20 protein-coding genes and 1 pseudogene are annotated in these 23,094 nt (G+C 60.8%); 11 read left to right on the top strand and 10 right to left on the bottom strand.

What is annotated here, in order from left to right; translation table 11 throughout:
• Positions 1 to 449 precede the first annotated feature (449 nt).
• From IG627_RS02685 to IG627_RS21160, 9 genes are all read left to right on the top strand, one after another.
• Positions 450 to 1,043, top strand: coding sequence for a helix-turn-helix transcriptional regulator (locus IG627_RS02685; RefSeq protein ID WP_193189641.1), 594 nt, complete (start codon positions 450 to 452; stop codon positions 1,041 to 1,043).
• Positions 1,040 to 1,483: a CsgE family curli-type amyloid fiber assembly protein gene (locus IG627_RS02680; RefSeq protein WP_193189639.1), complete on the top strand. Its 444-nt coding sequence runs from the start codon at positions 1,040 to 1,042 to the stop codon at positions 1,481 to 1,483. Before IG627_RS02685 ends, IG627_RS02680 begins: the two co-directional genes overlap by 4 nt.
• Positions 1,483 to 1,902 carry a curli assembly protein CsgF gene (locus IG627_RS02675; protein ID WP_193189637.1) on the top strand — a complete coding sequence of 140 codons (420 nt, stop codon included), beginning with the start codon at positions 1,483 to 1,485 and terminating at the stop codon, positions 1,900 to 1,902. Before IG627_RS02680 ends, IG627_RS02675 begins: the two co-directional genes overlap by 1 nt.
• A 46-nt stretch (positions 1,903 to 1,948) precedes the next feature.
• A complete protein-coding gene (locus tag IG627_RS02670; RefSeq protein ID WP_193189635.1) occupies positions 1,949 to 2,818 on the top strand; it encodes a CsgG/HfaB family protein in 870 nt (289 codons plus the stop codon).
• Between the two features lie 97 nt (positions 2,819 to 2,915).
• A complete protein-coding gene (locus tag IG627_RS02665) occupies positions 2,916 to 3,464 on the top strand; it encodes a hypothetical protein (RefSeq protein WP_193189633.1) in 549 nt (182 codons plus the stop codon).
• A gap of 36 nt (positions 3,465 to 3,500) precedes the next feature.
• The gene (locus tag IG627_RS02660; protein WP_193189631.1) at positions 3,501 to 4,391 is read left to right on the top strand and encodes a hypothetical protein; all 891 of its coding nucleotides are present in this window, start codon (positions 3,501 to 3,503) and stop codon (positions 4,389 to 4,391) included.
• A gap of 421 nt (positions 4,392 to 4,812) precedes the next feature.
• The gene (locus tag IG627_RS02655; protein WP_193189629.1) at positions 4,813 to 5,139 is read left to right on the top strand and encodes a hypothetical protein; all 327 of its coding nucleotides are present in this window, start codon (positions 4,813 to 4,815) and stop codon (positions 5,137 to 5,139) included.
• A 35-nt stretch (positions 5,140 to 5,174) separates the two neighbouring features.
• A complete protein-coding gene (locus tag IG627_RS02650; protein ID WP_193189628.1) occupies positions 5,175 to 6,059 on the top strand; it encodes a hypothetical protein in 885 nt (294 codons plus the stop codon).
• Between the two features lie 157 nt (positions 6,060 to 6,216).
• A complete protein-coding gene (locus IG627_RS21160; protein WP_193189626.1) occupies positions 6,217 to 7,107 on the top strand; it encodes a hypothetical protein in 891 nt (296 codons plus the stop codon).
• 237 nt (positions 7,108 to 7,344) lie between these two features.
• On the opposite strand, the gene greA is transcribed toward IG627_RS21160, so the two are convergent.
• The 7 genes and pseudogenes from greA to dapB all read right to left on the bottom strand — a co-directional run bounded on the left by greA (position 7,345) and on the right by dapB (position 16,042).
• A complete protein-coding gene (greA, locus tag IG627_RS02640; RefSeq protein WP_193189624.1) occupies positions 7,345 to 7,821 on the bottom strand; it encodes a transcription elongation factor GreA in 477 nt (158 codons plus the stop codon).
• 133 nt (positions 7,822 to 7,954) lie between these two features.
• Positions 7,955 to 11,185 (bottom strand): carbamoyl-phosphate synthase large subunit, encoded by a 3,231-nt coding sequence (carB, locus tag IG627_RS02635; protein ID WP_193189622.1) that lies wholly within the window; start codon positions 11,183 to 11,185, stop codon positions 7,955 to 7,957.
• Positions 11,186 to 11,294: 109 nt separating this feature from the next.
• Positions 11,295 to 12,461 (bottom strand): glutamine-hydrolyzing carbamoyl-phosphate synthase small subunit, encoded by a 1,167-nt coding sequence (gene carA / locus IG627_RS02630; protein ID WP_193189709.1) that lies wholly within the window; start codon positions 12,459 to 12,461, stop codon positions 11,295 to 11,297.
• 334 nt (positions 12,462 to 12,795) lie between these two features.
• A complete protein-coding gene (locus tag IG627_RS02625; protein ID WP_226864629.1) occupies positions 12,796 to 13,383 on the bottom strand; it encodes a YfiR family protein in 588 nt (195 codons plus the stop codon).
• A 280-nt stretch (positions 13,384 to 13,663) separates the two neighbouring features.
• The gene (rimK, locus tag IG627_RS02620) at positions 13,664 to 14,593 is read right to left on the bottom strand and encodes a 30S ribosomal protein S6--L-glutamate ligase (RefSeq protein ID WP_226864643.1); all 930 of its coding nucleotides are present in this window, start codon (positions 14,591 to 14,593) and stop codon (positions 13,664 to 13,666) included.
• Between the two features lie 84 nt (positions 14,594 to 14,677).
• Positions 14,678 to 15,079, bottom strand: a pseudogene (locus IG627_RS20815) (ATP-dependent zinc protease family protein); the annotation flags it as partial.
• A gap of 129 nt (positions 15,080 to 15,208) precedes the next feature.
• A complete protein-coding gene (gene dapB, locus IG627_RS02615) occupies positions 15,209 to 16,042 on the bottom strand; it encodes a 4-hydroxy-tetrahydrodipicolinate reductase (RefSeq protein WP_193189618.1) in 834 nt (277 codons plus the stop codon).
• Positions 16,043 to 16,269: 227 nt separating this feature from the next.
• Between dapB and IG627_RS02610 the strand changes: the two genes are divergently transcribed.
• On the top strand, positions 16,270 to 16,707 hold the full coding sequence (locus IG627_RS02610; protein ID WP_193189616.1) for an RNA polymerase sigma factor RpoD: 438 nt from the start codon (positions 16,270 to 16,272) through the stop codon (positions 16,705 to 16,707).
• A gap of 226 nt (positions 16,708 to 16,933) precedes the next feature.
• Here IG627_RS02610 and dnaJ read toward each other — a convergent pair whose 3' ends face one another.
• From dnaJ to grpE, 3 genes are all read right to left on the bottom strand, one after another.
• A complete protein-coding gene (gene dnaJ / locus IG627_RS02605) occupies positions 16,934 to 18,052 on the bottom strand; it encodes a molecular chaperone DnaJ (protein WP_193189614.1) in 1,119 nt (372 codons plus the stop codon).
• A gap of 191 nt (positions 18,053 to 18,243) precedes the next feature.
• Complete coding sequence (gene dnaK, locus IG627_RS02600; protein ID WP_193189612.1) at positions 18,244 to 20,181, bottom strand: molecular chaperone DnaK; 1,938 nt, start codon at positions 20,179 to 20,181, stop codon at positions 18,244 to 18,246.
• 147 nt (positions 20,182 to 20,328) lie between these two features.
• Complete coding sequence (gene grpE, locus IG627_RS02595; protein WP_319024478.1) at positions 20,329 to 20,970, bottom strand: nucleotide exchange factor GrpE; 642 nt, start codon at positions 20,968 to 20,970, stop codon at positions 20,329 to 20,331.
• 224 nt (positions 20,971 to 21,194) lie between these two features.
• Here grpE and recN point away from each other — a divergent pair, with 224 nt between their 5' ends.
• Entirely contained in the window at positions 21,195 to 22,877 is a 1,683-nt protein-coding gene (gene recN, locus IG627_RS02590; protein ID WP_193189610.1) for a DNA repair protein RecN, read from the top strand.
• Positions 22,878 to 23,094 lie beyond the last annotated feature (217 nt).

The raw sequence follows: 23,094 nt of genomic DNA, 5'->3' as shown, positions 1-23,094 counted from the left end.
GCACTGTGCCGCGGCAATCATCCTATAGCATAGCGAACACACATCCATCACTTCACAACCCGATGCATCGCAGGCCCCCAACAGGAGAGTCTATACTGGCGCTCCAACAACCTGCCTAACCGCCACTCAAGTCCTTAGCAGTAATATCCAAGGCATCACAACCAACAGAAACCAGACGCTGAGAAAATCAAATTAATCGACTGAAGTACCCTGAAAATATGACACTTATTTTGTCTAGAAAATACGCCAGCAGGGTCTACACTCCAAACTAACTTCTCATTCACTGAGTTATTTAACCCATTTTGACTACTCCTGACGACGGAAACTGAACTACCCCAGATAGATATCCAGGCGGGACAGTCGGAGAAATTCTCGCGACACGGAGTCGCAGAAAATATCTAGATCCAGAAATTTTGTTATTGATCTAGCCAAGGAGAGGTAAGAGGTATATGCCGGTTCTTTTTTTCAGCAACTCTGGCCTGCACGGAGAGTTGTTGTTTTCACTGATATCAAATTCACTCCCATCAAACTGGGAAAAATCGGAAATAGGCAAGCAGAGACACTGTCTACAGCACTACCAGGCAATCGTCATTGATTGCTGGCAGATTGCGATGAACTCTGAGTCAAACCAGTTTTTTTCCTATTTAAAAAATCTCAACCATCCCAAAACCCTACTTATCAATTTCCCATCGGACATTTCCAGCCATATGGCAGAAAAGCTGAAACGGAAAAATTTCCACCTGCTATGCGATGCCACAACTAATCAGGAGAACCTGATAAAAAAGCTCGGCGCTGCCATCCAGAGCGCAGACAGTGCCCTCATCGAAGATTTGAAAAACGGACTGCTGCTCACCAAGCGTGAACAGGAAATATTGCATCAGCTAACTTCCGGCGAGCCTAACAGCGTCATCGCTACCAGACTGCACCTTAGCGAGCATACGGTGAAGAACCATATGTACAACATATTCCGCAAGATCGGCGTCAGAAACCGACTCCAGGCCAGCAACTGGGCCAAGCTGCATCTCCAGGCTGAACGAATATGAAACGGCTGGCGCTCTTACTCATACTACTTCCCGCCCTGGCGTCAGCTCAAGAAGCGGACGAAGGAACAGATGTTAACGACGGTGCCCTGGAGGAGAGCAGCGGCCGTATTGAAGACGAAATTAGCGGCTTCAATATCGACCGGACCATTACGCGGACAGGCCACGATTTCGCCCGTTATATGAGCGAATATCGCAACCTGCACTACCCGGACAGCGACTACAACCTGACGATTTTTGAGCGCCCCTCCGCGAGGTGGGGGAACTTGATTTGGGTCACCTACAACGAAAAAACCGTCTTTCGGCAGTTTATCAGCCCGAGCACGAACAATATTCGCCGCTTGGCGGAAGAAGTATCCAAGCATATTCACGAAACGGTGCTGCAGGAAAAAATACGTAGCGCCCTCACCGATCACTTTGACATAGGTAAGGATGAATTCTGATGAAATCCGCAAGACTGGCAGGCCTTATTCTTGCCCCCCTCCTCCCATTCGCCTCCGGGTTGGCATCCGCAACCGAGCTGATCTATGAACCGGTGAACCCAAATTTTGGCGGCAATCCGCTCAACGGAACCTATCTACTGAATAACGCCCAGGCGCAAGACAAGCACAAGGATCCGGATCAAGAGGACTTGGTCTACGAACAGCCGAGCGCCCTGGACCGGTTTACAGATTCTCTGGAAACTCGACTCCTGAACCAGCTGTTGACAGATGTTGGCAACGGCAACAGCGGGGAACTGGTTACGGACGACTTCGTCGTCCAGATCGTCGATAACGACGGTGTACTGACGGTCTTGATAACCGATCGAAACACCGGTGATAAAAGTGAAATCATCGTAAGCGGGCTGAACCCGACCAATTAGAAACTCAACCGCTTTACGCCATATATAAAAGTAGGAGATAACGGCAATGCGTATTGCAATAAAAAGGTTTGCTTTGCCCATCCTGGCTGCGATGACCACCTTGAGTGGCTGCACGGCCGTGAAGAGCACCGGCGATGCCCTGTTTGGACCGGGCAGGTCTGACGCACAGCTCACACCGAGAAACAGCACCTACAGAGACCTCCTCAACCTTCCCGCCCCAAATGGGAAGATTCTGGCTGCGGTGTACGGCTTTCGTGACCAGACTGGGCAGTACAAGCCAGCCCCGAACAGCAGTTTTTCCACCGCCGTCACCCAGGGGGGCGCCTCCATGTTGATGGATGTGCTGAACGAATCCGGCTGGTTTGTTCCATTGGAGCGGGAAGGCCTGCAGAACCTGCTGACGGAGCGCAAGATCATCCGCGCCGCCCAGGCCAAGCCGGACACCCCAAGCAACAACAGTATGGCACTGCCCTCCCTGGTCGCAGCCAACGTTCTTCTGGAGGGCGGGATTGTCGCTTACGACACTAACATCCGCACTGGCGGAGCGGGTGCCCGGTACTTCGGCATCGGTATCGACGACCAGTATCGCGTCGACCAGGTCACTGTGAACCTGAGGGTCATCGACATTCGCTCTGGGAGGGTGCTGCACTCGGTGCTGACATCGAAAACCGTCTATTCGAAAGCCATCAGCGCGGACGTCTATCGCTTCGTCAAATTCCGCCGCCTGCTCGAAATGGAGGCCGGAACCACAACTAATGAGCCCGCGCAGCTGGCGATGCTCTCGGCCATGGAAGCCGCGGTCATCCACCTGATCGGCGAAGGTATCGTCAACAATTCCTGGGCGCTGAAAAACCCCGACGACATCAACAACCCTGTGTTGCAATACTATCTGAATGAAAGCATTCACATCATGTAGCTATCCTTACGCTGTCCGACCTTCTGTCGGGCAGTTGAATACGACCACACCCGGATCCAGCCATTCGCCTTTCCGGGGAATTTGCGGAAGATGTAAGATGAAAGCCACAACCCGAAGCGCCGTCCACAGCTTCACACTGGCCCTGGCCCTGCCCCTGGTTGCGCTCAGCAGCGCCTGGGGAGGAGATCTGGATTCCGGGTCGGAACTGGCCGGTGGCAGCGAGCTGGACTTCAACAGCGTCATTTCAGTCGCCAACCTGGCAGTCGCCCATCAGGAGGGCAACCTCAATGATGTGAATGCCAGGCAGTACGGGCTGCTGAATTACCTGTCCGCGTTGCAGGACGGGCAGAAGAACAGGCTGTCTGTCACCCAGGCGGGTAACGAAAACGCGGTAATTTCACGCCAGAAGGGCGAGGACAATATCGCCGCCCTGCTCCAGGCGGGATACGAGAACCAGATTCGCCTCAATCAGATCGGTTTCGCGAACGAGGCGGGCATATCCCAATTTGGCATACAGAATTCCGTGCTGGTGAACCAGTTGGGCGTCTACCACAACGTGAATATCTACCAGAGCGGCAACGGCCTGCACACCGCAGTCACCCAGAAGGGCACAGCAATCACCACTACCGTCAACCAGTACAACTGACCCTGGCGGTTATTGTCACAATGCGGGTTCTCCATCGTGAAGATATTTCCTGTCACAGCCGCGGTAGCGGCACTCCTGGCCAGCGCCTTTGCTGGCGCGACAGACAACAGCGCAGAACAGAAACAGGGCGGATCTGGCAATACCACCTACGCCGAACAGTTCATGCCGGGCGCTACCGGCAACAGTCTCCGCCAGGAACAGGATGGCATCTACAACGCTGCCGACGCCAGCCAGCGGGACGAGTCGGACAGCAGCATAAAACAGGTCCAGAAGGGCGCGCTGAACAGGGCCAGTGCCCTGCAGTTCGGCGGATCGGGCAACAGCAGTGAGGTCCACCAGGCCGGCGCACTCAACGAAGCCGTGAGCCTGCAGGCGGCCACCAAAGGTACCCGGGCGAATGTCGGGCAGCGGGGCTTCAACAATTCGGCGGAAATCAACCAGATTGTCGGTATGGGCAATACTGCGGTAATCGAACAGCGCGGCCTGGCCCACAGCGCCACTGTCGGGCAGACAGGCAGCTTTCACGCCGAAGCCATTGTCGACCAGGAAGGGTCCGATAATGACGCCAGAACCGCCCATACCGGCATAGGCCACTTTTCAAGTACAGCCCAGCGCGGTTCCTTCAACAGGGCAAGCACAGACCAGGAGAATTACGCCCAGGAATCCGATATCGCCCAAAGCGGCTTTGCCAACGAAGCCGCGGTGATTCAGGAAGACTGGTACAATCGCGCCGTCGTCACCCAGGATGGATTTTTCAACGGCGCCACTGTCATGCAGTCAGGCGCCTTCGGCATGGGCGGCAGCCACCTGACCGTGATCAGCCAGTCCGGCGGGCTGAACCAAGCGACAATTATTCAGGGCGGATTTTCATCGACGGCGATAGTTACCCAATCAGGTAACGGCAATTCTGTATCTCTGGTGCACTAGTGGGCCATGCGGAAAATTGTGTAACAGTTCGCGTCGCCAAAGCGCCCAGCTCTGCGTTGAGAAAGCTTGAAATAACGCGGCTATTCCTGCGCTTTCTCGCCTTGATCTGAACGCTTTGGCTGTGCTCCTTTGTTACCGAACTTCCCGCATGGCCCACTAGCCCGCCGACGTCCCGCACATTTCCTGCCAACTTTGTCCCCCCCGTCAAGGCGGCAATTCGCCTTTTGGCGTCACGAACCACCTCCACTGGCGCGATTCCCTTTCTTTCCTAGCGCCTTAAAAAACAACTGCTCAAAAATCGAACTTTTTTCCTAGAGTTTCGACACTTCCCTCCTATAGCGACCTCCCTGCTGAACGACAAGACTCAACTCAGCATTCGATCGCTTTTCACACAAAGTGTTTCAAATTTGACCAGGGGTTTATGAATTCACTACCACGACTTTCTCCCTCCGCCCACGTCTTCTCCAAGGCAGTCGCCGGAGAGCGGACAGGCGGCCTGGAGCCCGCCAGTGGCAGTGAGCCAGAGTTCCACACGACAGACGCCAGTCGCGAGCTGGCGAATGCGCAGCCCGGACGCTTCAGGGATTTGAACGCCATCGAGTTCGAAAACTGGCGCCCCGAGCCGGAACGACAGACCCGCAGTATCTACAGCGCAGGCAAGGCCCAGGACGGACGTGACCTGCACCCAGCTGTAACCCAACTTGGCGCTGAAACCAGCACCAACGTAAATCAGTATGAGCAGTACTGATTCTTCCAACGTCGGACTTAAGTAAGGAGCAACTCATGAAGACGTTTACCCCCATCGCCGCAGCAGTACTTTTCGCCGCCAGCGGCAGCGTACTCGCGGCCGGCAACACCGCCATCCAGAACCAGAACGGTGACATGAACACCCAGGTAGCCGTTCAGGTCGGTCCCGGCAATAATGACAACCTGATTGTGCAGGATCAGAACGGAGACTTGAACACGCAAGTCGCCGTGCAACAAGGTGGCGAGAATGACAGCGACATCATCCAGATCCAGTTCGGCCTCCTCAACCTGGGTGTCTCCGTTCAGTTCGGCGGCGCCTTCAACGATGCCCTTGTCATTCAGGGCGGTTTGCTCAACTCGGCGGTCACCAACCAGACATTCGCGTTAGCCAACGATGCCACTGTCATCCAGGGTGGTGTACTGAACGATGCCGAAATCAACCAGGTTTTCGCCGCCTTTAACGATGCCACTGTTATTCAGGGTGGTGTACTGAACGATGCCGACGTCAACCAGGTTTTTGCCGCCGCTAACGACGCCCTTATCATTCAGGGCGGCGTACTGAACGAGGCCGAAATCAACCAGGTTTTTGCCCTCGCTAACGACGCCACCATCATACAGGGCGGCGTACTGAACGAAGGCGAGATCGACCAGATCTTCGCTGTTGGCAGCTCGGCATTGAAGGTACAGGTCGGTATTCTTAACTCCGGACACATCATGCAATCAGGCTTCGGCCACTTCGCCGCGGAATTCCAGAATGGCGTTCTTAACGAAGCCCATACCCACCAGGAGGACGTGGGCCACTTCTCCCTCACCGTCCAGAACGGCAATGGCAACTTCCACTTTACCCATCAGCAGGGCTTCAACGAAACCGCAGTCGCAGCCCAGACCGGCGACAACAACGTCGGTGTTATCATCCAGTAAGCGCATTGCGTGAAACCAAACTCCGGGCGGCCCTTGTGGCCGCCCGTTTTAACAATTGGCAGGGAACCCGCCGGCTGGCCCACAAGGCACAGGCGCGGGAAACGGAGTACCCGGACACCACAGGGATCCTGTAGGTGAGGCAGTAGAGGAGCCATTTGTGAAACCCATAACCCCCATAGCCGCGGCACTGTTGCTGGCCACAAGCGGCATAGTGCTGGCGGCGACCAACACCGCCGAACTCAACCAGAACGGCACCGGCAATACCGCTTACGCCGACCAGACGGACCCCGGCGCCACCGACAATTTCATTTCGCAACAGCAAACCGGTAACTTTCATAACGCCCAAGCCCGGCAGCAGGCCGAGGTGGGATCCAGCATCTACCAGGTGCAGGAAGGCGACTTGAACAGCGCCTACACGCTACAGCAGGGCGGCAACTACAACAGCGCCCATATCCACCAGGGAGGCGCGCTCAACGACGCAGCTATCTACCAGATGGGCAGCCAGGACAGTGAGGCGTGGATACTCCAGTCCGGCTTCGGCAACCAGGCGGAAATCGCTCAGATACTGGGCGCGGGCAATGTGGCGCGGATAGAGCAGCACGGCCAGCTGCACGGCGCCTACATAGGCCAGAATACCAGCTTTGATTCCGATGCACTCATCTACCAGGAGGGCACCGGCAATGAGGCGCAGATAGCCCAGAGCGGCAACGGGCATTTCTCCACCATCAACCAGCAGGGTGGCTTCAACCGCGCCTACACGGACCAGAGCGGCATGTACCACGAGGCCGAAATCCTGCAGAGCGGCTTTGGCAACCAGGCCTATGTGGTTCAGGTTGACTGGGGTAGCAGTGCCAGGATCAGCCAGGATGGCTTCGGCAACAGCGCCAACGTGACGCAGTCCGGCGCCTTCGGTATGGGCGGCGGGCATATGGCCATCGTCAGCCAGTCCGGCAGCCTCAACGAAGCCACGGTTATCCAGAGCGGACATTCCGAAACCGCCATCGTGAGCCAGACGGGAAATGGCAATACTGCGATCGTTGTGCAGTAGCCGTATAACCGGATAAAAATTTCTTGCTTTGTGACCCGCGGATTGTTGTGAGAAGCCGGGCTTCTCGCAATCCGCGGGCTCGCAATCACTACCCAACTGCTTTTCTGAAGCGCCCTTGCCGTCCCTTTGAAAAGGTCCGGCAACAGTGGGGTGATCATCCAGTATAAGGGCGCAGCCAAAAAAAGGGCGGCCACTGCGGCCGCCCTTTACGAGTGGGAAAAGTGAACCTTTTTCGGATCAGATATGCTGAACCTCATCGATCTCGTATTCCACCGCACCAGAAGGCGTCTGCACCACGGCAACATCGCCGACTTCCTTGCCGATCAGCGCGCGGGCAATGGGTGAATTGACAGAAATTTTCTGTTTTTTCACATCGGCCTCATCGTCACCAACAATCTTGTAAGTTACTTCCTGATCGTTATCCATATGGATGATGGTCACGGTAGTGCCGAAGATCACCTTGTCACTGGGCTCTATGGCCTTTACATCGATCACCTGGGCGAGGGACAGCTTGCCCTCAATCTCCTGGATGCGACCCTCGATAAAACCCTGTTTCTCGCGCGCGGCGTGGTACTCGGCGTTCTCTTTCAGGTCGCCGTGTTCTCGCGCTTCGGCGATGGCCTGGACAACTGCAGGACGTTCGACCTTTTTCAGATTTTCCAGTTCGGCGCGCAGTGCCTCTGCGCCCTCGACAGTCATTGGTACCCGGTTCAAAGTGGGACCTCCAATTTTTATAACTAGAAAGCCAGGCTTCACCTATCGGCAAAGCCTGGCCGGTATCTCAGAGTTTGATTTTGCCTTTGTAGGAGCGGCGGGGCAGCCCGCCGCTCCTACAAAGGCGCCAGCCTTATTCAGGCAGCTTGACCACCCGCTGGTGCAGGTCCTGCAGGCGGCGAACCTCGAGGTTTTCGCCCTGCTGCATGGCCAGGGCCATGGCCTTGGCCGCGGCCAGCGTGGTGGTGTAGCACACCTGGTGATTCTCCGCGCTGCGGCGGATATCGGCGGAATCGCGAATGGCCTGGCGCCCCTCGGTCGTGTTGACCACCAGGGCTATCTCGTCGTTTTTGATCATATCGACGATATGGGGCCGGCCCTCGCTCATCTTGTTGACGGTTGTAACGGGAATATCGCTTTCTTGCAAGACCCTGGCGGTGCCGCGGGTGGCCACCAGCTCGAAACCGAGCGCAACCAGGTCGCGCGCAACCGGCAGCACCTCGGGCTTGTCGAAGTCGCGCACCGAGATGAATACCCGGCCGGATTCCGGCAGTGTGTCGCCGGCGGCGAGCAGCCCCTTGTCGAAGGCCTCGGCGAAGGTCGCGCCCACGCCCATCACCTCGCCGGTGGACTTCATCTCCGGGCCCAGGATCGGGTCCACTTTCGGGAACTTGTTGAACGGGAACACCGACTCCTTGACCGAGAAGTAGTCGGGCACGATTTCCTCGGTAAAACCCTGCTCTTTCAGGCTGATGCCCGCCTGGCAGCGCGCCGCCACCTTGGCCAACGAGGTGCCGATACACTTTGACACGAAGGGCACGGTGCGCGACGCCCGCGGGTTCACCTCGATCACGTAGATCTCGCCGTCCTGGTATGCCAGCTGGGTGTTCATCAGGCCCACGACGCCCAGTTCCCGCGCCATGGCCTTGACCTCCTCGCGCATCCGGTCCTGCACATCGGACGGCAGGCTGTAGGGCGGCAGGGAGCAGGCGGAGTCGCCGGAGTGCACACCGCACTGCTCGATATGCTGCATGATGGCGCCGATCACCACGTCCTGGCCGTCGGATACCGCGTCGATATCCACCTCTATGGCGGCATTGAGGAAGTGGTCCAGCAGTACCGGCGCCTCGTCGGACACCTGCACCGCCTCTTTCATATAGGTTTTGAGCTCGTCTTCCTTGTAGACGATCTCCATGGCGCGGCCGCCCAGTACATAGGAGGGGCGCACCACCAGCGGGTAGCCGACATCCTTGGCGCGCTGAATCGCTTCCAGTTCGGAGCGCACAATGGCGTTCTGTGGCTGCTTCAGCCCCAGGCGCATGATCATCTGCTGGAAGCGCTCGCGGTCCTCGGCGCGGTCGATCTGCTCCGGGGTAGTACCGATGATCGGCACACCCTCGGCGGCCAGGTAGCGGGCCAGGTTCAGCGGCGTCTGGCCGCCAAACTGCACGATGACACCGGCGGGCTTTTCCTTGCGCACGATTTCCAGCACATCCTCCAAAGTCACCGGCTCGAAGTAGAGGCGGTCGGAGGTGTCGTAATCGGTGGAGACGGTTTCCGGGTTGCAGTTGACCATGATGGTCTCGTAACCGTCATCGCGCATCGCCAGCGCGGCGTGCACGCAGCAATAGTCGAACTCGATACCTTGGCCGATGCGGTTGGGGCCACCGCCGAGCACCATGATCTTCTGCTTGTCGGACGGGTTGGCCTCACACTCCTCGTCATAGGTGGAGTACATATAGGCTGTGCTGGTGGCGAACTCCGCCGCGCAGGTATCGACACGCTTGTAGGCCGGGAAGACGCCCAGCTTGTGGCGGAACTCGCGCACGGTTTTCTGGCTGACGCCAAGTAGGTCCGCCAGGCGCCGGTCGGAGAAGCCCTTGCGCTTCAGGAAGCGCATGTGCTCGGCGGTCAATGCCGAAGTGGGCAGCGACTTGAGCGGCTCCTCGATCCTGACCAGCTCCTCTATCTGCACCAGGAACCATGGATCTATGCCGGACAACTCGTAGACTTCCCCGACACTCATACCCATGCGGAAGGCGTCGCCGACATACCAGATGCGCTCGGCACCGGGCACCGACAACTCGCGGCGCAGGCGCTCCTGGGCGCCGTCTTCATTCGGGTCAATCTTGCTCTCGAAGCCGAAGGAGCCCACTTCCAGGCCACGCAGGGCCTTCTGCATGGACTCCTGAAAGGTGCGGCCGATGGCCATTACTTCACCCACCGACTTCATCTGGGTGGTCAGGCGCGCATCCGCCTCGCCGAACTTCTCGAAGGTGAAGCGCGGTATCTTGGTGACCACGTAATCGATGGTCGGCTCGAAAGAGGCCGGGGTGGCACCACCGGTGATGTCGTTCTGCAACTCGTCCAGGGTGTAGCCGACTGCCAGCTTGGCCGCCACCTTGGCGATGGGGAAACCGGTGGCCTTGGAAGCCAGCGCCGAGGAGCGGGACACCCGCGGGTTCATCTCGATGATCACCATGCGACCGGTCTCGGGGCAGACGCCGAACTGTACGTTGGAGCCGCCGGTCTCCACGCCGATCTCGCGCAACACCGCGATGGAGGCGTTGCGCATCAGCTGGTATTCCTTGTCGGTCAGGGTCTGCGCCGGGGCCACGGTGATGGAGTCACCGGTGTGCACCCCCATCGGATCAAAGTTCTCGATGGAGCAGACGATGATACAGTTGTCGTTCCTGTCGCGAACCACCTCCATCTCGTACTCTTTCCAGCCGAGCAGTGACTCGTCGATCAGCAGCTCGTTGGTGGGCGACAGGTCGAGGCCGCGCTTGCAGATTTCCTCGAACTCGGGCCAGTTGTAGGCCACGCCGCCGCCGGAGCCGCCCATGGTGAAGGACGGACGGATGATGACCGGGAAGCCGAACTCCTCCGGGACCTTCTTCGCCTCCTCCATCGAGTGGACGATTCTCGCCCGCGGTGTCTCCAGGCCGATGGCCTTCATGGCCTTGTCGAACAGGTCGCGGTCCTCGGCCTTCTCGATGGCATTCTTGTCGGCGCCGATCAGCTCCACGTCGAACTTGTTCAGAATGCCGTTTTTGTCCAGGTCCAGGGCACAGTTGAGGGCCGTCTGGCCACCCATGGTGGGCAGGATCGCGTCGGGGCGCTCCTTCTCGATAATCTTGGCCACAGTACGCCATTCAACCGGCTCGATATAGGTGGCGTCGGCCATGGCCGGGTCGGTCATGATGGTGGCCGGGTTGGAGTTCACCAGGATGACCCGGTAGCCCTCCTCCCGCAGTGCCTTACAGGCCTGGGCGCCGGAATAGTCGAACTCGCACGCCTGGCCGATGACGATGGGGCCGGCGCCGATAATCAGAATACTTTTGAGGTCTGTGCGTTTTGGCATCTTTCTTCCGTTCTTGCGCCGGCTGTTGCCGGCAGCGCTTAATTTCGGTCTTGCTGTAGGGGCGGCCTTCCGCCCCGCCGCTCCTACAAAGGATCCAAGCGGGCTGCGCCTAACGGCGCTCCTGCATCAGCTCGATAAACTGGTCGAACAGCGGCGCCACATCGTGCGGGCCCGGACTGGCTTCCGGGTGGCCCTGGAAGCTGAAGGCAGGCTTGTCCTTCAGGCGCATACCCTGCAGGGTGCCGTCGAACAGGGATTTGTGGGTCACTTCCACATTGGCCGGCAGCGAGTCGGCGTCCACCTCGAAACCGTGGTTCTGGGCTGTAATCATGACCTTGCCGCTGTCCAGGTCCTGTACCGGGTGGTTGCCGCCGTGGTGGCCGAACTTCATCTTCGCCGAGCGGCCGCCCACGGCCAGACCCAGCAGCTGGTGACCGAGGCAGATGCCGTAGGTGGGAATACCCACCTCGAGGAATTCCCTGATTGCGGTGATGGCGTAGTCGCAGGGCTCCGGGTCGCCGGGGCCGTTGGACAGGAAGATACCGTCGGGATTGAGGGCCAGCGCCTCGGAGGCCGGGGTCTCCGCCGGCACCACGGTGATGTCGCAGCCGCGGTCCACCAGCATGCGCAGGATGTTGCGTTTGACGCCGAAGTCATAGGCCACAACCTTGAACGGCTGTTCCGGCGCCGGCTTGTGGCCCAGGCCCAACTCCCAGGTGCCCTCGTTAAACGGGTACTTCTGCTTGGTGGAGACCACCCTGGCCAGGTCCATGCCCTTGAGGCCGGCAAAGGCTTTCGCCTTGGCCAGCGCGGCTTCCCGGTCGGACTCTGTGTTCACCGAGTCGCCGGCGATAATGCAGCCGCTCTGGGCGCCCTTGTCCCGCAGCAGGCGGGTCAGGCGGCGGGTGTCGATATCGGCGATACCGACGATATTGCGCGCCTTGAGATAGTCCTCCAGCGACTGCTCCTTGCGGAAGCTGCTGGCCAGCAGCGGCAGGTCGCGGATCACCAGACCCGCGGCCCAGATCTCACCGCACTCCTCATCTTCCGAGTTGGTGCCGGTATTGCCGATATGGGGATAAGTCAGGGTGACTATCTGGCGGGCATAGGAGGGATCGGTCAGGATTTCCTGGTAACCGGTCATGGAGGTATTGAAAACCACCTCGCCGACTGCGCTGCCGTGGGCGCCTATCGCGCGCCCTTCAAAAACGCTGCCATCCGCGAGTACCAACAGGGCCGGGGTTGTACGAATACTCTGCATAAAGTTGTGGGGCATGGAGGCCTCCGGCGTGGGGACAGCTTTAGTCAATTCGATCTCCAGTCTTCAGAACTGTTTCCGGGCGGGGGTTTGTGCGGAGCCGGCGCAGGACTTCAAGCCTGTTGTGCGCCTATAAAAAAGCGAGATGAAACTCCGCGGCTTCATCTCGCTTTTTTGAATTTATTCACGCGTGGCTCTCGCACTTTGCACACTGTGGCCGGCGCTTGCCGCCGACATTGATGGGCTTACTGCCGCGACTCCCACACCTGTCGGCGATGGGCGCGGAGCCAGTCCAAACGGGCGCAGATTCTACGCGAAAAGATCGACTAGCGCCAGAGGTTTATCATCCCACTCAATCCACCTCCCGGCTCAGGCGGAAGAGACTGTTGCCCACCTTCAGCTCCGCCCGGTCGAGCATGGTCTTGTTCAGCTGCAGGGATACGCTGTCCCCCTTGCCGGTAAACTCGATCATGCCGCCGGTGACCGCGAAGCGCTCGGCGTCGCTGACCGTCAACACAGGAAAGAACTCCAGGGCCCCCACCGCTTTCAGCAGGTTGGAGCGCTCCATTTCCCCGAGGACGACGATCTGGCAGCTGCGGGCGCGCATCGGCTCACCCTGGCTGACACTTTCCAGCGCCACAGGGCGGCCGTTGATGCGCTGGTGTTTCAAGCGCTCTGCCAGCGGCACGCTCAGGCTGTCGCCACCCATGACACAGATACGAAAAGGCGCATCCGCTCCGGTAAAGGCCTGGATGGGCCACTGCAGGTGGTAGGCGAAGTGCACTATGTAGTCCACCATCACCCGGCGCCCGGTTTCCGAGCCGGACAGCTGGGCCGATGCCTGGGCGCTGGTGGCCATCACCACGACCAGCAGGACCGCCAGGTGCGAGATCAGCAGAGCAAGGTTATTCAGGAAGTAGTGGAATTGGCGATTATTCATGCAGCTTCAAGCCTTATGGTGTGCACCATCTGGCTACCGAGAGCAGAAACGCGCTGTCGCGCTCCACCGACCCACCATCCTTAGCAGCCAGGGATAGAGTTACATTCTGCGCCAGATATACAGTCCGGCATCTATAGAAGGTTAGTCTCGGAGATAAGGCTTCGCCAAACGACGCAAAGGGTTGCGCGCCAAGCTGGGACTTCCGGCACAGCGGCCCGAAAAGAAAGGGGGAAAACCCTGCGGCCAAGTCCTTTTGGCTGCAGGAGGCGTTGGGGAGCGGCTATTCCCCGGTCGCCAGCGAGCTGTCGCTTTCCGGTGCAATGGCGGGTCGCCACTTGAGCGCCTTCTCGATCGAAACGATCATGGCGCCGGCCACATCCTTGCGTGTGGCACTCTCGATACCCTCCAGGCCCGGTGAGGAGTTCACTTCCAACAGCAGCGGCCCCTTCTTCGAGCGAATGATGTCCACACCGGCCACCTTGAGTCCCAGCACCTTGGCCGCCTTCACTGCCAGGCGCTTCTCCTCGGCGGTCACCTTGACCACCGAGGCAGTGCCGCCCTGGTGGATATTGGCACGGAATTCCCCCGGCGCCGCCTCGCGCTGTATCGCCGCGACCACCTTGTTGTCGATCACGAACAGGCGCAGGTCCTTGCCCTGGGCCTCGCGAATGAATTCCTGCACCAGCAGGTTGGCCTTCAATGACTTGAAGGCATTGATCACCGACTCGCTCGCCTTGCGGGTCTCCGCCAGCACCACGCCCCGGCCCTGGGTGCCCTCGAGTAGCTTCACGATCAGCGGCGCGCCACCGACCATCTCGATCAGCTCACCGGTATCCACCGGCGAGTTGGCGAAACCGGAGGTGGGGATATTCAGGCCGTTCTGCTGCAGCAGCTGCAGGGAGAACAGCTTGTCCCGCGACTGGCTGATCGGCGCCGAGCCGTTCAGCGCAAAGACGCTGATGCTCTCGAAGTGGCGCGTAAGCGCACAGCCGTAGAAAGTCTGGCTGGGGCGAATGCGCGGAATCACCGCATCCAGGTTGTTGAGTATCCGCCCGTCGCGGTAGTGAACTTCCGGCTCTTGCGGATCCAGCTTCATATAGCACTGGCGGATATCCAGGAAAGTCATGCGGTGACCGCGCTCGGCACCAGCCTCCATGATGCGCTGGTTGCTGTAGAGATCCGGGTTGGATGCCAGCAGGCCGATGCGCAGGCCGGTACCGGCCATATGGTGCTCGTCGCGGTAGTATTCCTCCAGCTGGCTCTGGGGCATATCGCCGAGACAGAAGCTCTCCGAAGGATCCACCAGCATGCGCCCGAGCATCGCCTCGCGTCCGAGCAGCATGCGGTAACCCATGGAGTCGCGGTTGGTCAGGGTCAGCTCTATATCCCAGACACTGCCACCGATGGAAAGAGCCGTGCGGATTACCGGGCGCTTCTCGCTCTCCCCCGAAGAGCTGCGCACCATACGCTTGTCCAGCAGGCGCGCCTCGCAGCGCACCGACGGCCGGCGCAGGTGCTGCAGCGGATGGGCCTCGAAGCTGACCCAGGGCTCACCGTCGCGCTTGAACGTCTGGATATTGTAGGCGTGCAGACAGGACGTCTTGGCCCCGGAGTCCACCCGCGCCTTGATGGCGGGGATACCCAGGGAGGGAAAACCGCACCACTCCTCACTGCCGACGATTAACTTCTTTTCCAACCCACGTTACTCCTCACGAAGGGTGCGCCGTGCGCACCATTTTCAATCGTGGTGCGCACGGCGCACCCTACAAGAGCGACCTGGATGGAGCCTCTGCGCTGCCATTCAGGCTACCGAAGTATCACTAAATTAATTCAAACCCAGCACATCGCGCATATCGTAGTGACCGGCTGCGCGGTCACCATCCAGTTCTTCGCCCTTCAATCCCCGCCCCTTCAGCCAGAGTGCCGCGCGCACGGCGCCGCGGGCAAAGGACAGGCGGCTGCTGGCCTTGTGGGTGATTTCCACCCGCTCGCCGTCGGCCATAAACATCACCGTGTGATCGCCGACCACATCGCCGCCGCGCACCGTGGCGAAGCCGATGGTGTCGCGCTCGCGCGCACCCGTCTGGCCCTCGCGGCCGTAGACGGCCACCCTGTCCAGATCGCGGCCGAGAGTGCTGGCCACGACTTCACCCATGCTGAGTGCGGTACCCGAGGGCGCGTCCACCTTATGGCGGTGATGGGCCTCGACGATTTCGATATCCGATTCTTCGCCCAGCACCCGCGCCGCCGTCTCCAGCAGGCTGAAGCACAGGTTGACGCCGGTGGAGAAGTTGCTCGCCAGGCACAGGGGAATGGTCCCGGCGTGGGACAGCAGTTTTTCTTTCTGTTCCGCGTCGAAACCGGTGGTGCCTATCACGATCGGGCGCCCCTGTTTGGCGCAGTGGGCGGCGTTGTCCAGGGTCGCCGCGGGCGCGGTAAAGTCGATCAATACGTCGAAATCGGCCTCTGCCAGGCTGTCCACTATGGCGATTCCACTACGCCCCAGCCCGGCGACTTCGCCCGCATCGGCGCCGACAAGGCTGGATCCGGGCCGCACAACAGCCGCGGACAGCTCCACGCCCTGCGCCTGGGTCACCGCCTGCGCCAGGGCCCGCCCCATACGCCCGCCAAATCCGCTTATCGCTATTTTTACCGCCACAATGCTCCCTCCTTTTTCCGCACCCCGGATAAAGCCGCGGATTCTACCCCGGAGGCAGGACACAGAATAGCCGTAACCGATTGGGCCTGTGGAAAAGTCAGTTTCGCGCACCCCGCTCAGTGGAAATAAGAATTTCCCAGCTGATAGCGAAGAGAATTAACAGACCACCGGCCGCCAAAAACCACAACTGCTAGTCTTCTAGGAGCTGAATGAAAGGAGCGCCAAGTATGCAAGCACTCACAAACTGCCGACTGACCACACTGCTGTTGACTGCCGCCCTGTTGATCTGCGGAGGAATGGCGCAGGCCGACGACAAGGAGCTCGGTACAGATTTCTGGGAGAAGTATGACGACATTGCCGACTGGCTGACCCTGCGCCTTAAACTGACCCCTGAGCAAGAGGACAAGGCACTACCGATCCTGGACAAAACCTTCGACGACCAGTTGGCGCTGCTGAAGGAATATGGCATCGAGGTCGGAAAGGAGAAGGAAAAACCGAAGCTGTCGGTCAAACAGCGGGAGGAGCTGGACGCGAAGATGATCGCGATTCGCGCCGAGACCCGTGCGAAGCTGGTGCCCCTGTTAAACGCGGACCAGCTGAAGGAGCTGAAAAAAGTACAGGAGGAATTCCACGAGGAGTTCCGCAAGCGGCTGGCGGAGGAGTAGGACCTGCGCAATGCGCTGCGTCGCTCTCGTCATACCGGCGCAGGCCGGTATCCAGTGTGGTGGCACTTGGATTAGCTGGCGCTCCTGCGCCCAGGCCCTTCGGGCCATTCGCTTCGCGAATGCTCGCTGCGGCATCCATGCCTGCGCGGTCCGGCCTGCGCCGGAATGACGAAAATACGCTATTGGGGCAAACCTTCTGCTCACCCCTATAGTACGAGTCCCGGAATCAGAGCTTCATATCACCGAAGAAGTTCTTTACCCCCTCGAACCAGCCGGTCTGGCGCGGGGAGTTTTTCTTCTCGCTCAGGGTGTTGGCGAATTCCTCCAGCAGCTCCTTCTGCTTGCCGGACAGGTTCACCGGCGTCTCCACCACTACCCGGCACAGCAGGTCACCGGGAGCGCCGCCGCGTACCGGGGTGACGCCCTTGCCGCGCAGGCGGAACAGCTTGCCGGTCTGGCTCTCGGCGGGGATCTTCAGCTTGACCTTGCCGTCCAGTGTCGGCACTTCCAGCTCGCCGCCCAGTGCCGCGGCAGCGAAACTGATCGGCACCTCGCAGTAGAGGTTCTTGCCGTCGCGCTGGAACAGCTCGTGCTCCTTCACCACCACCTGCACATAGAGATCACCGGCGGGACCGCCGTCCGGACCCGCCTCGCCCTCGCCGGACAGGCGGATGCGGTCGCCAGTGTCGACGCCCGGCGGCACCTTCACCGACAGCGTCTTGGTCTCCTCCACACGCCCGCGCCCGTGACAGCTGCCACAGGGGTCGGAGATGATGGTGCCGCGCCCGCGGCAATTGGGACAGGTCTGCTGTACCGAGAAGAAACCCTGCTGCATACGCACCTGGCCGACGCCACCACAGGTACCACAGGTCTGCGGCGATGAGCCGGGCTTGGCGCCGGAACCATGGCAGCTGTTACAGGAGGCCAGGGTGGGCACGCGGATCTTGACGTTGGTGCCGCGCACCGCGTCTTCCAGGTCCAGCTCCAGATCGTAGCGCAGGTCGGAACCGCGCGCCGGCCCGCTGCGGCGGCCACCGCCGCCGCCGAAAATATCGCCGAATACGTCGCCGAAAATATCGGAGAAACCGCCGAAACCGCCGGCGCCACCGCCCATCTGACCTTCCACACCGGCGTGGCCGAACTGGTCGTAGGCCGCCTTTTTCTGCGGGTCGGACAGCACCTCGTAGGCCTCATTGGCCTCCTTGAACTTGTTCTCCGCCTCCTTGTCATCGGGGTTGCGGTCCGGGTGGAATTTCATTGCCACCCGGCGGTAGGCCTTCTTCAGGTCCTTTTCATCCGCCCCCTTGGAGACGCCGAGGACTTCGTAGTAATCGCGTTTCGACATATTAATCGTGTGTTCTTTTTAAACGGCGTAAGGCGCGGCGGCCATTGTCCGGCCACCGCGCCTTTCTATCTACATTCGCTGTAGGAGCGGCCCATGGCCGCGATCAATTTCCGGGGATGCGGAAAGTCAGATCGCGGCCATGGGCGGACGGCCGCCCCGCCGCTCCTACAAAAGAGGGGGTAAGCTGGCGCTTACTTGTCCTCTTTCTTGTCTTCCTTCACTTCCTCGAACTCGGCATCCACTGCGTCGTCGCCACCGGACTGCTCCGCGCCCTGCTCGGCGGCACCTTCCGCGCCCTGGGCCGCCTGGGCCTGCTCGGCGTACATCTTCTGCGCCAGCGGGCCGGAAGCCTCGGTCAGCTTGGTGGTGGCGGCATCCATCGCCGCCTTGTCGTTACCTTTGACAGCCTCTTCGGCCTCGGAGATGGCTGCCTCGATGGCGGACTTCTCGTCGGCGGTGGCCTTGTCACCGGCCTCTTCCAGTGTCTTCTTGGTCGCGGAAATCAGGCCGTCGAGGGTGTTGCGGGTCTGCACCAGCTCCTCGAACTGCTTGTCCGCCTCGGCGTTGGCCTCGGCGTCCGCCACCATCTTGTCGATCTCCTCCTCGGACAGGCCGGAGGAGGCCTTGATCACGATGGACTGCTCCTTGCCGGTGGCCTTGTCCTTCGCGTGAACGTGCAGAATGCCGTTGGCATCGATATCGAAGGTCACCTCGATCTGCGGCATGCCGCGCGGCGCCGGCGGAATGTCGGCCAGATCAAAGCGGCCCAGGGACTTGTTCTGTGCCGCCTGCTTGCGCTCACCCTGCACCACGTGGATGGTCACCGCGGTCTGGTTGTCCTCGGCAGTGGAGAAGGTCTGGGACTTCTTGGTCGGGATGGTAGTGTTCTTGTCGATCAGCGGAGTGGCCACGCCGCCCATGGTCTCGATACCCAGGGTCAGCGGGGTCACGTCCAGCAGCAGCACGTCTTTCACGTCGCCGCCCAGCACCGCGCCCTGGATGGCTGCGCCCATGGCTACCGCTTCATCCGGGTTGACGTCCTTGCGCGGCTCCTTGCCGAAGAACTCGGTGACCTTCTGCTGCACCAGCGGCATGCGGGTCTGGCCACCGACCAGGATCACATCGTCCACGCCGGAAGCGGCCAGGTCGGCGTCGCGCAGGGCGATCTTCACCGGCTCGATGGTGCGCGCCACCAGCTCTTCCACCAGGCTCTCCAGCTTGGCGCGGGTCAGTTTCACCACCAGGTGCTTCGGACCAGTGGCGTCGGCGGTGATATAGGGCAGGTTCACTTCGGTCTGCTGGCTGGAAGACAGCTCGATCTTGGCCTTCTCGGCCGCTTCCTTCAGGCGTTGCATCGCCAGCGGGTCGCCGGACAGGTCAATGCCCTGGTCTTTCTTGAACTCGTCCGCCAGGTAGTTGATGAGGCGCAGGTCGAAATCTTCACCGCCGAGGAAGGTGTCGCCGTTGGTGGACAGCACCTCGAACTGCATCTCGCCATCGACGTCGGCGATCTCAATAATGGAGATATCGAAGGTACCACCACCCAGGTCGTAGACCGCCACGGTGCGGTCGCCGCCCTTCTTGTCCAGGCCGTAGGCCAGGGCCGCGGCGGTGGGCTCGTTGATGATGCGCTTCACGTCCAGGCCGGCGATGCGACCGGCGTCCTTGGTGGCCTGGCGCTGGGAGTCGTTGAAGTAGGCCGGCACGGTGATGACCGCGGCCTCGACCTTCTCACCGAGGAAGTCCTCGGCGGTCTTCTTCATTTTTTTCAGCACTTCGGCGGAGATCTGCGGCGGGGCCTTCTTGTCGCCCTTCACTTCCACCCAGGCGTCGCCGTTGTCGGCCCCGACGATGCTGTAGGGCACCATCTTGATGTCCTTCTGCACCACGTCGTCCTTGAAGCGGCGGCCAATCAGGCGCTTGACCGCGAACAGGGTGTTGGTCGGGTTGGTCACCGCCTGGCGCTTGGCGGACTGGCCCACCAGCACTTCATTGTCGTCGGTAAAGGCGACGATGGAGGGGGTGGTGCGATCGCCCTCGGCATTCTCGATCACGCGCGCCTTGTCACCATCCAGTACCGCGACACAGCTGTTGGTGGTACCCAGGTCGATGCCGATAATTTTTGCCATCTGATTGATTCCTCGTTTGCGTTTCGCGCCGGCGGCTGCGGGAGAGTCCTGCCGCGCGTTAGTATTCTCGATGCCAGCTATATTGGTGCCGGCCCTACAATTTCAAGGGGCTTTCTTGCCCGCTTGCCCGATTCTCCGACTGGGACCTCAGGGCGCCTTGCTCACGACCACCATGGCCGGGCGCACCAGGCGGCCGTTCAGGCGGTAGCCCTTCTGGAAGACTTCCAGCACGGTATTCGGCTCCACATCGCCGCTGGGCACCTGGGTCATGGCCTGGTGCAGTTCCGGATCGAAGGGCTCGCCGGCCGGGTCCACCACTTCCACCGAGTGCTTGGCCAGGCTGTCGACGAAGGATTTGTGGGTCAGCTCCACACCTTCCACAATGGCCTTCTGCGCCTCGTCGTCGGGATTGGAGGTGGCCAGGGCCCGCTCCAGGTTGTCCACCACCGGCAGCAGGTCCTGCAGCAGCTTCTCTACCGCGAACTTGTGCGCCTTCTCCACATCCTGCTGGGCGCGGCGGCGGGCGTTCTGGGCCTCGGCCTGGGCGCGCATGGCCAGGTCCTTCTGCAGCGCCAGCTGTTCCTGCAGCTTGATGATGTCCTCGTGCAGGGCGTCGGCACTTTCGGCCCCCGCGTGCAGGGATTCCTCAGCCTGATGCTGCTCCTCCGCAGTGGGCTCCTCTATCTCGATGGAAGGAGCCTCCTCGACAGGGGTGTGCTCGTCAGTCAGAACCTCCGGCTGCATCCCCTCTTCATGCTTCTGATCTTCTTCGCTGCGCTCTTTGGCCACTGCTTTCTCCGTCGCGTCGATTGTCAGTTAACGGTATCAACCCGGGTTGCGGGCAATGCAGCCCTATATGGGGTCGGGCCCTTGCAGTTCAAGTGGGCCTGCGGAGCGGATTGACCCAGTAAAGTAATGTGCCACCAGCCCTATAGCTAACCAGCATCAATTACTGTATAAATAACCACTAATTCGCGCCCCGGCGCCAACCAATAAGAACGGCCACGAAAGCTATGTTGCTGCACCTGTCTATCAGTCAATTCACCCTGGTGGACCAGCTGGAGCTGGAATTCGGACCCGGCACCAGCACCCTGACCGGCGAGACCGGCGCCGGCAAGTCCATCACCCTCGACGCCCTCGGGCTGGCCCTCGGCGATCGCGGCAATGCCGAACTGGTGCGCGCCGGCGCCAACCGGGCCGATATCAGCGCCACTTTCGATATCGGCGATCACCCTTCCGCCACCGCCTGGCTCGAGGAACAGGAGCTGGACGCCGGGCGCGAGGTGATACTGCGCCGCACCATCGGCGCCGACGGCCGCTCCCGCGCCTACATCAACGGCCAGCCAGTGACCCTGCTGCAGCTGCGCTCCCTGGGCGAACAGTTGATCGATATCCACAGCCAGCACGAGCACCAGTCGCTACTGAAGAAGGACACCCACCGCCGCCTGCTGGACGAATTCGCCGCGGCCCAGGAGCTGGCCGCCGAGACCCGCATCCACTTCAAGACCTGGCAGGACCAGCACCGCCGCTACCGCGCCCTGGCGGACAGCGCCGAGGAGACAGAGGCCCGCCGCCAACTGCTGCAGTACCAGCTCGACGAACTGGACCAGCTGAACCTGCAGCCGGGCGAGATAGAAGAACTGGAGAGCGAGCAACGCACCCTCGCCAATGCCGGGCAGATAATGAGCGGCAGCTACCAGCTGGCGGCACTGCTGTCCGGCGGCGAGGGGGATATCGCCGAGCAGTTGCACCGGGCGCTGCAGCTGCTGTCGGCCATGCCGGAACAATCACCGGCGCTGGCGGAAGTGGCGCAGATGCTGGACAACGCACGCATACAGGTGGACGAAGCCGCCGGCTCCCTGTCGCGGCATATCGACCGCTTCGAAATGGATCCTGAGCGCCTGGCCGAGGTGGAAGAGCGCCTCAGTGCCATCTACCAGGCGGCGCGCAAGCACCGGGTGCAGCCGGACCAGCTACCGGGCCTGCAACAACAGCTGCAGGCGGAACTGGAGGAAATAGGCACGCCGGACGCCCTCGACAGACTGGCCGCCGAGTGCGAAAAGCTGGAGACCCACTACCGCCGGGCCGCCGGCAAGCTGAGCAAACTGCGCGGGAAAGCCGCCGCGGAACTGGCGGCAGCAGTCAACCACCAACTGGCGGAACTGGCCATGCCCCACGCGCAGGTGGAGCTGGCACTGCAGCCGCAGGAGAAGCCCGCCGCCAGCGGCCTCGAGGAGGTGGAGATACTGATCGCCACCAACCCGGGCCAGTCACCGCGCCCCCTGGGCAAGATCGCCTCAGGCGGCGAACTGTCACGTGTGAGCCTGGCGATCCAGGTGGTCACCGCGCAGACATCGCGCACCCCCACACTGGTATTCGACGAAGTGGACGTGGGTATCGGCGGCGCCACCGGCGATGTAGTCGGGCGCCTGCTGCGCCAGCTGGGCGAAACCCGCAATGGCCGCGCCGGCCAGGTCATCTGCGTCACCCACCTGGCCCAGGTTGCCGCGCGGGCCCACCGGCAGTACCTGGTGGAGAAGCACAGCGACGGCACCGCAGGCAAAGGTGTGAGGGCTTTCGTATCCCTGCGCGAACTGAAGGATGTCGAGCGCCGCGAGGAGATAGCGCGTATGCTCGGCGGTGAGACCACCGCCCAGTCCCTGGCCCATGCGAAAGAGATGCTGAGCCGGGCTTGAGTCGGGACTCGGGACTCGGGACTCGGGACTCTCGTAGGTTGCGCCGTGCGCACCGCCGGGCCAATGGTGCGCACGGTGCACCCTACGGCACCGGAAAGATTACCCTGAAGGAGCGGCCGTTGGCCGCGATCAATGGTGGTGTCAGAACAGGCCGACCGCGGCCATGGGCGGACGGCCGCCCCGCAGTTCCTACAGGCGCAGACCGGAAATGACCGGG

It is taken from the genome of Microbulbifer taiwanensis, from assembly GCF_014904815.1.
GTDB classification, from domain to species: Bacteria; Pseudomonadota; Gammaproteobacteria; order Pseudomonadales; family Cellvibrionaceae; genus Microbulbifer; species Microbulbifer taiwanensis.
This window is presented reverse-complemented; position numbering and strand designations above follow the sequence as displayed.

Bases quoted from the DNA above. Each gene is read 5' to 3' on its own strand.
- IG627_RS02610 (WP_193189616.1), top strand. From the start codon at position 16,270: ATGCAAGCACTCACAAACTGCCGACTGACCACACTGCTGTTGACTGCC.
- IG627_RS02665 (WP_193189633.1), top strand. From the start codon at position 2,916: ATGAAAGCCACAACCCGAAGCGCCGTCCACAGCTTCACACTGGCCCTG.
- IG627_RS02685 (WP_193189641.1), top strand. From the start codon at position 450: ATGCCGGTTCTTTTTTTCAGCAACTCTGGCCTGCACGGAGAGTTGTTG.
- IG627_RS02680 (WP_193189639.1), top strand. From the start codon at position 1,040: ATGAAACGGCTGGCGCTCTTACTCATACTACTTCCCGCCCTGGCGTCA.
- IG627_RS02670 (WP_193189635.1), top strand. From the start codon at position 1,949: ATGCGTATTGCAATAAAAAGGTTTGCTTTGCCCATCCTGGCTGCGATG.
- dnaK (WP_193189612.1), bottom strand. From the start codon at position 20,181: ATGGCAAAAATTATCGGCATCGACCTGGGTACCACCAACAGCTGTGTC.
- carA (WP_193189709.1), bottom strand. From the start codon at position 12,461: ATGCCCCACAACTTTATGCAGAGTATTCGTACAACCCCGGCCCTGTTG.
- IG627_RS02655 (WP_193189629.1), top strand. From the start codon at position 4,813: ATGAATTCACTACCACGACTTTCTCCCTCCGCCCACGTCTTCTCCAAG.
- carB (WP_193189622.1), bottom strand. From the start codon at position 11,185: ATGCCAAAACGCACAGACCTCAAAAGTATTCTGATTATCGGCGCCGGC.
- IG627_RS02625 (WP_226864629.1), bottom strand. From the start codon at position 13,383: ATGAATAATCGCCAATTCCACTACTTCCTGAATAACCTTGCTCTGCTG.
- IG627_RS02675 (WP_193189637.1), top strand. From the start codon at position 1,483: ATGAAATCCGCAAGACTGGCAGGCCTTATTCTTGCCCCCCTCCTCCCA.
- recN (WP_193189610.1), top strand. From the start codon at position 21,195: ATGTTGCTGCACCTGTCTATCAGTCAATTCACCCTGGTGGACCAGCTG.
- dnaJ (WP_193189614.1), bottom strand. From the start codon at position 18,052: ATGTCGAAACGCGATTACTACGAAGTCCTCGGCGTCTCCAAGGGGGCG.
- IG627_RS02650 (WP_193189628.1), top strand. From the start codon at position 5,175: ATGAAGACGTTTACCCCCATCGCCGCAGCAGTACTTTTCGCCGCCAGC.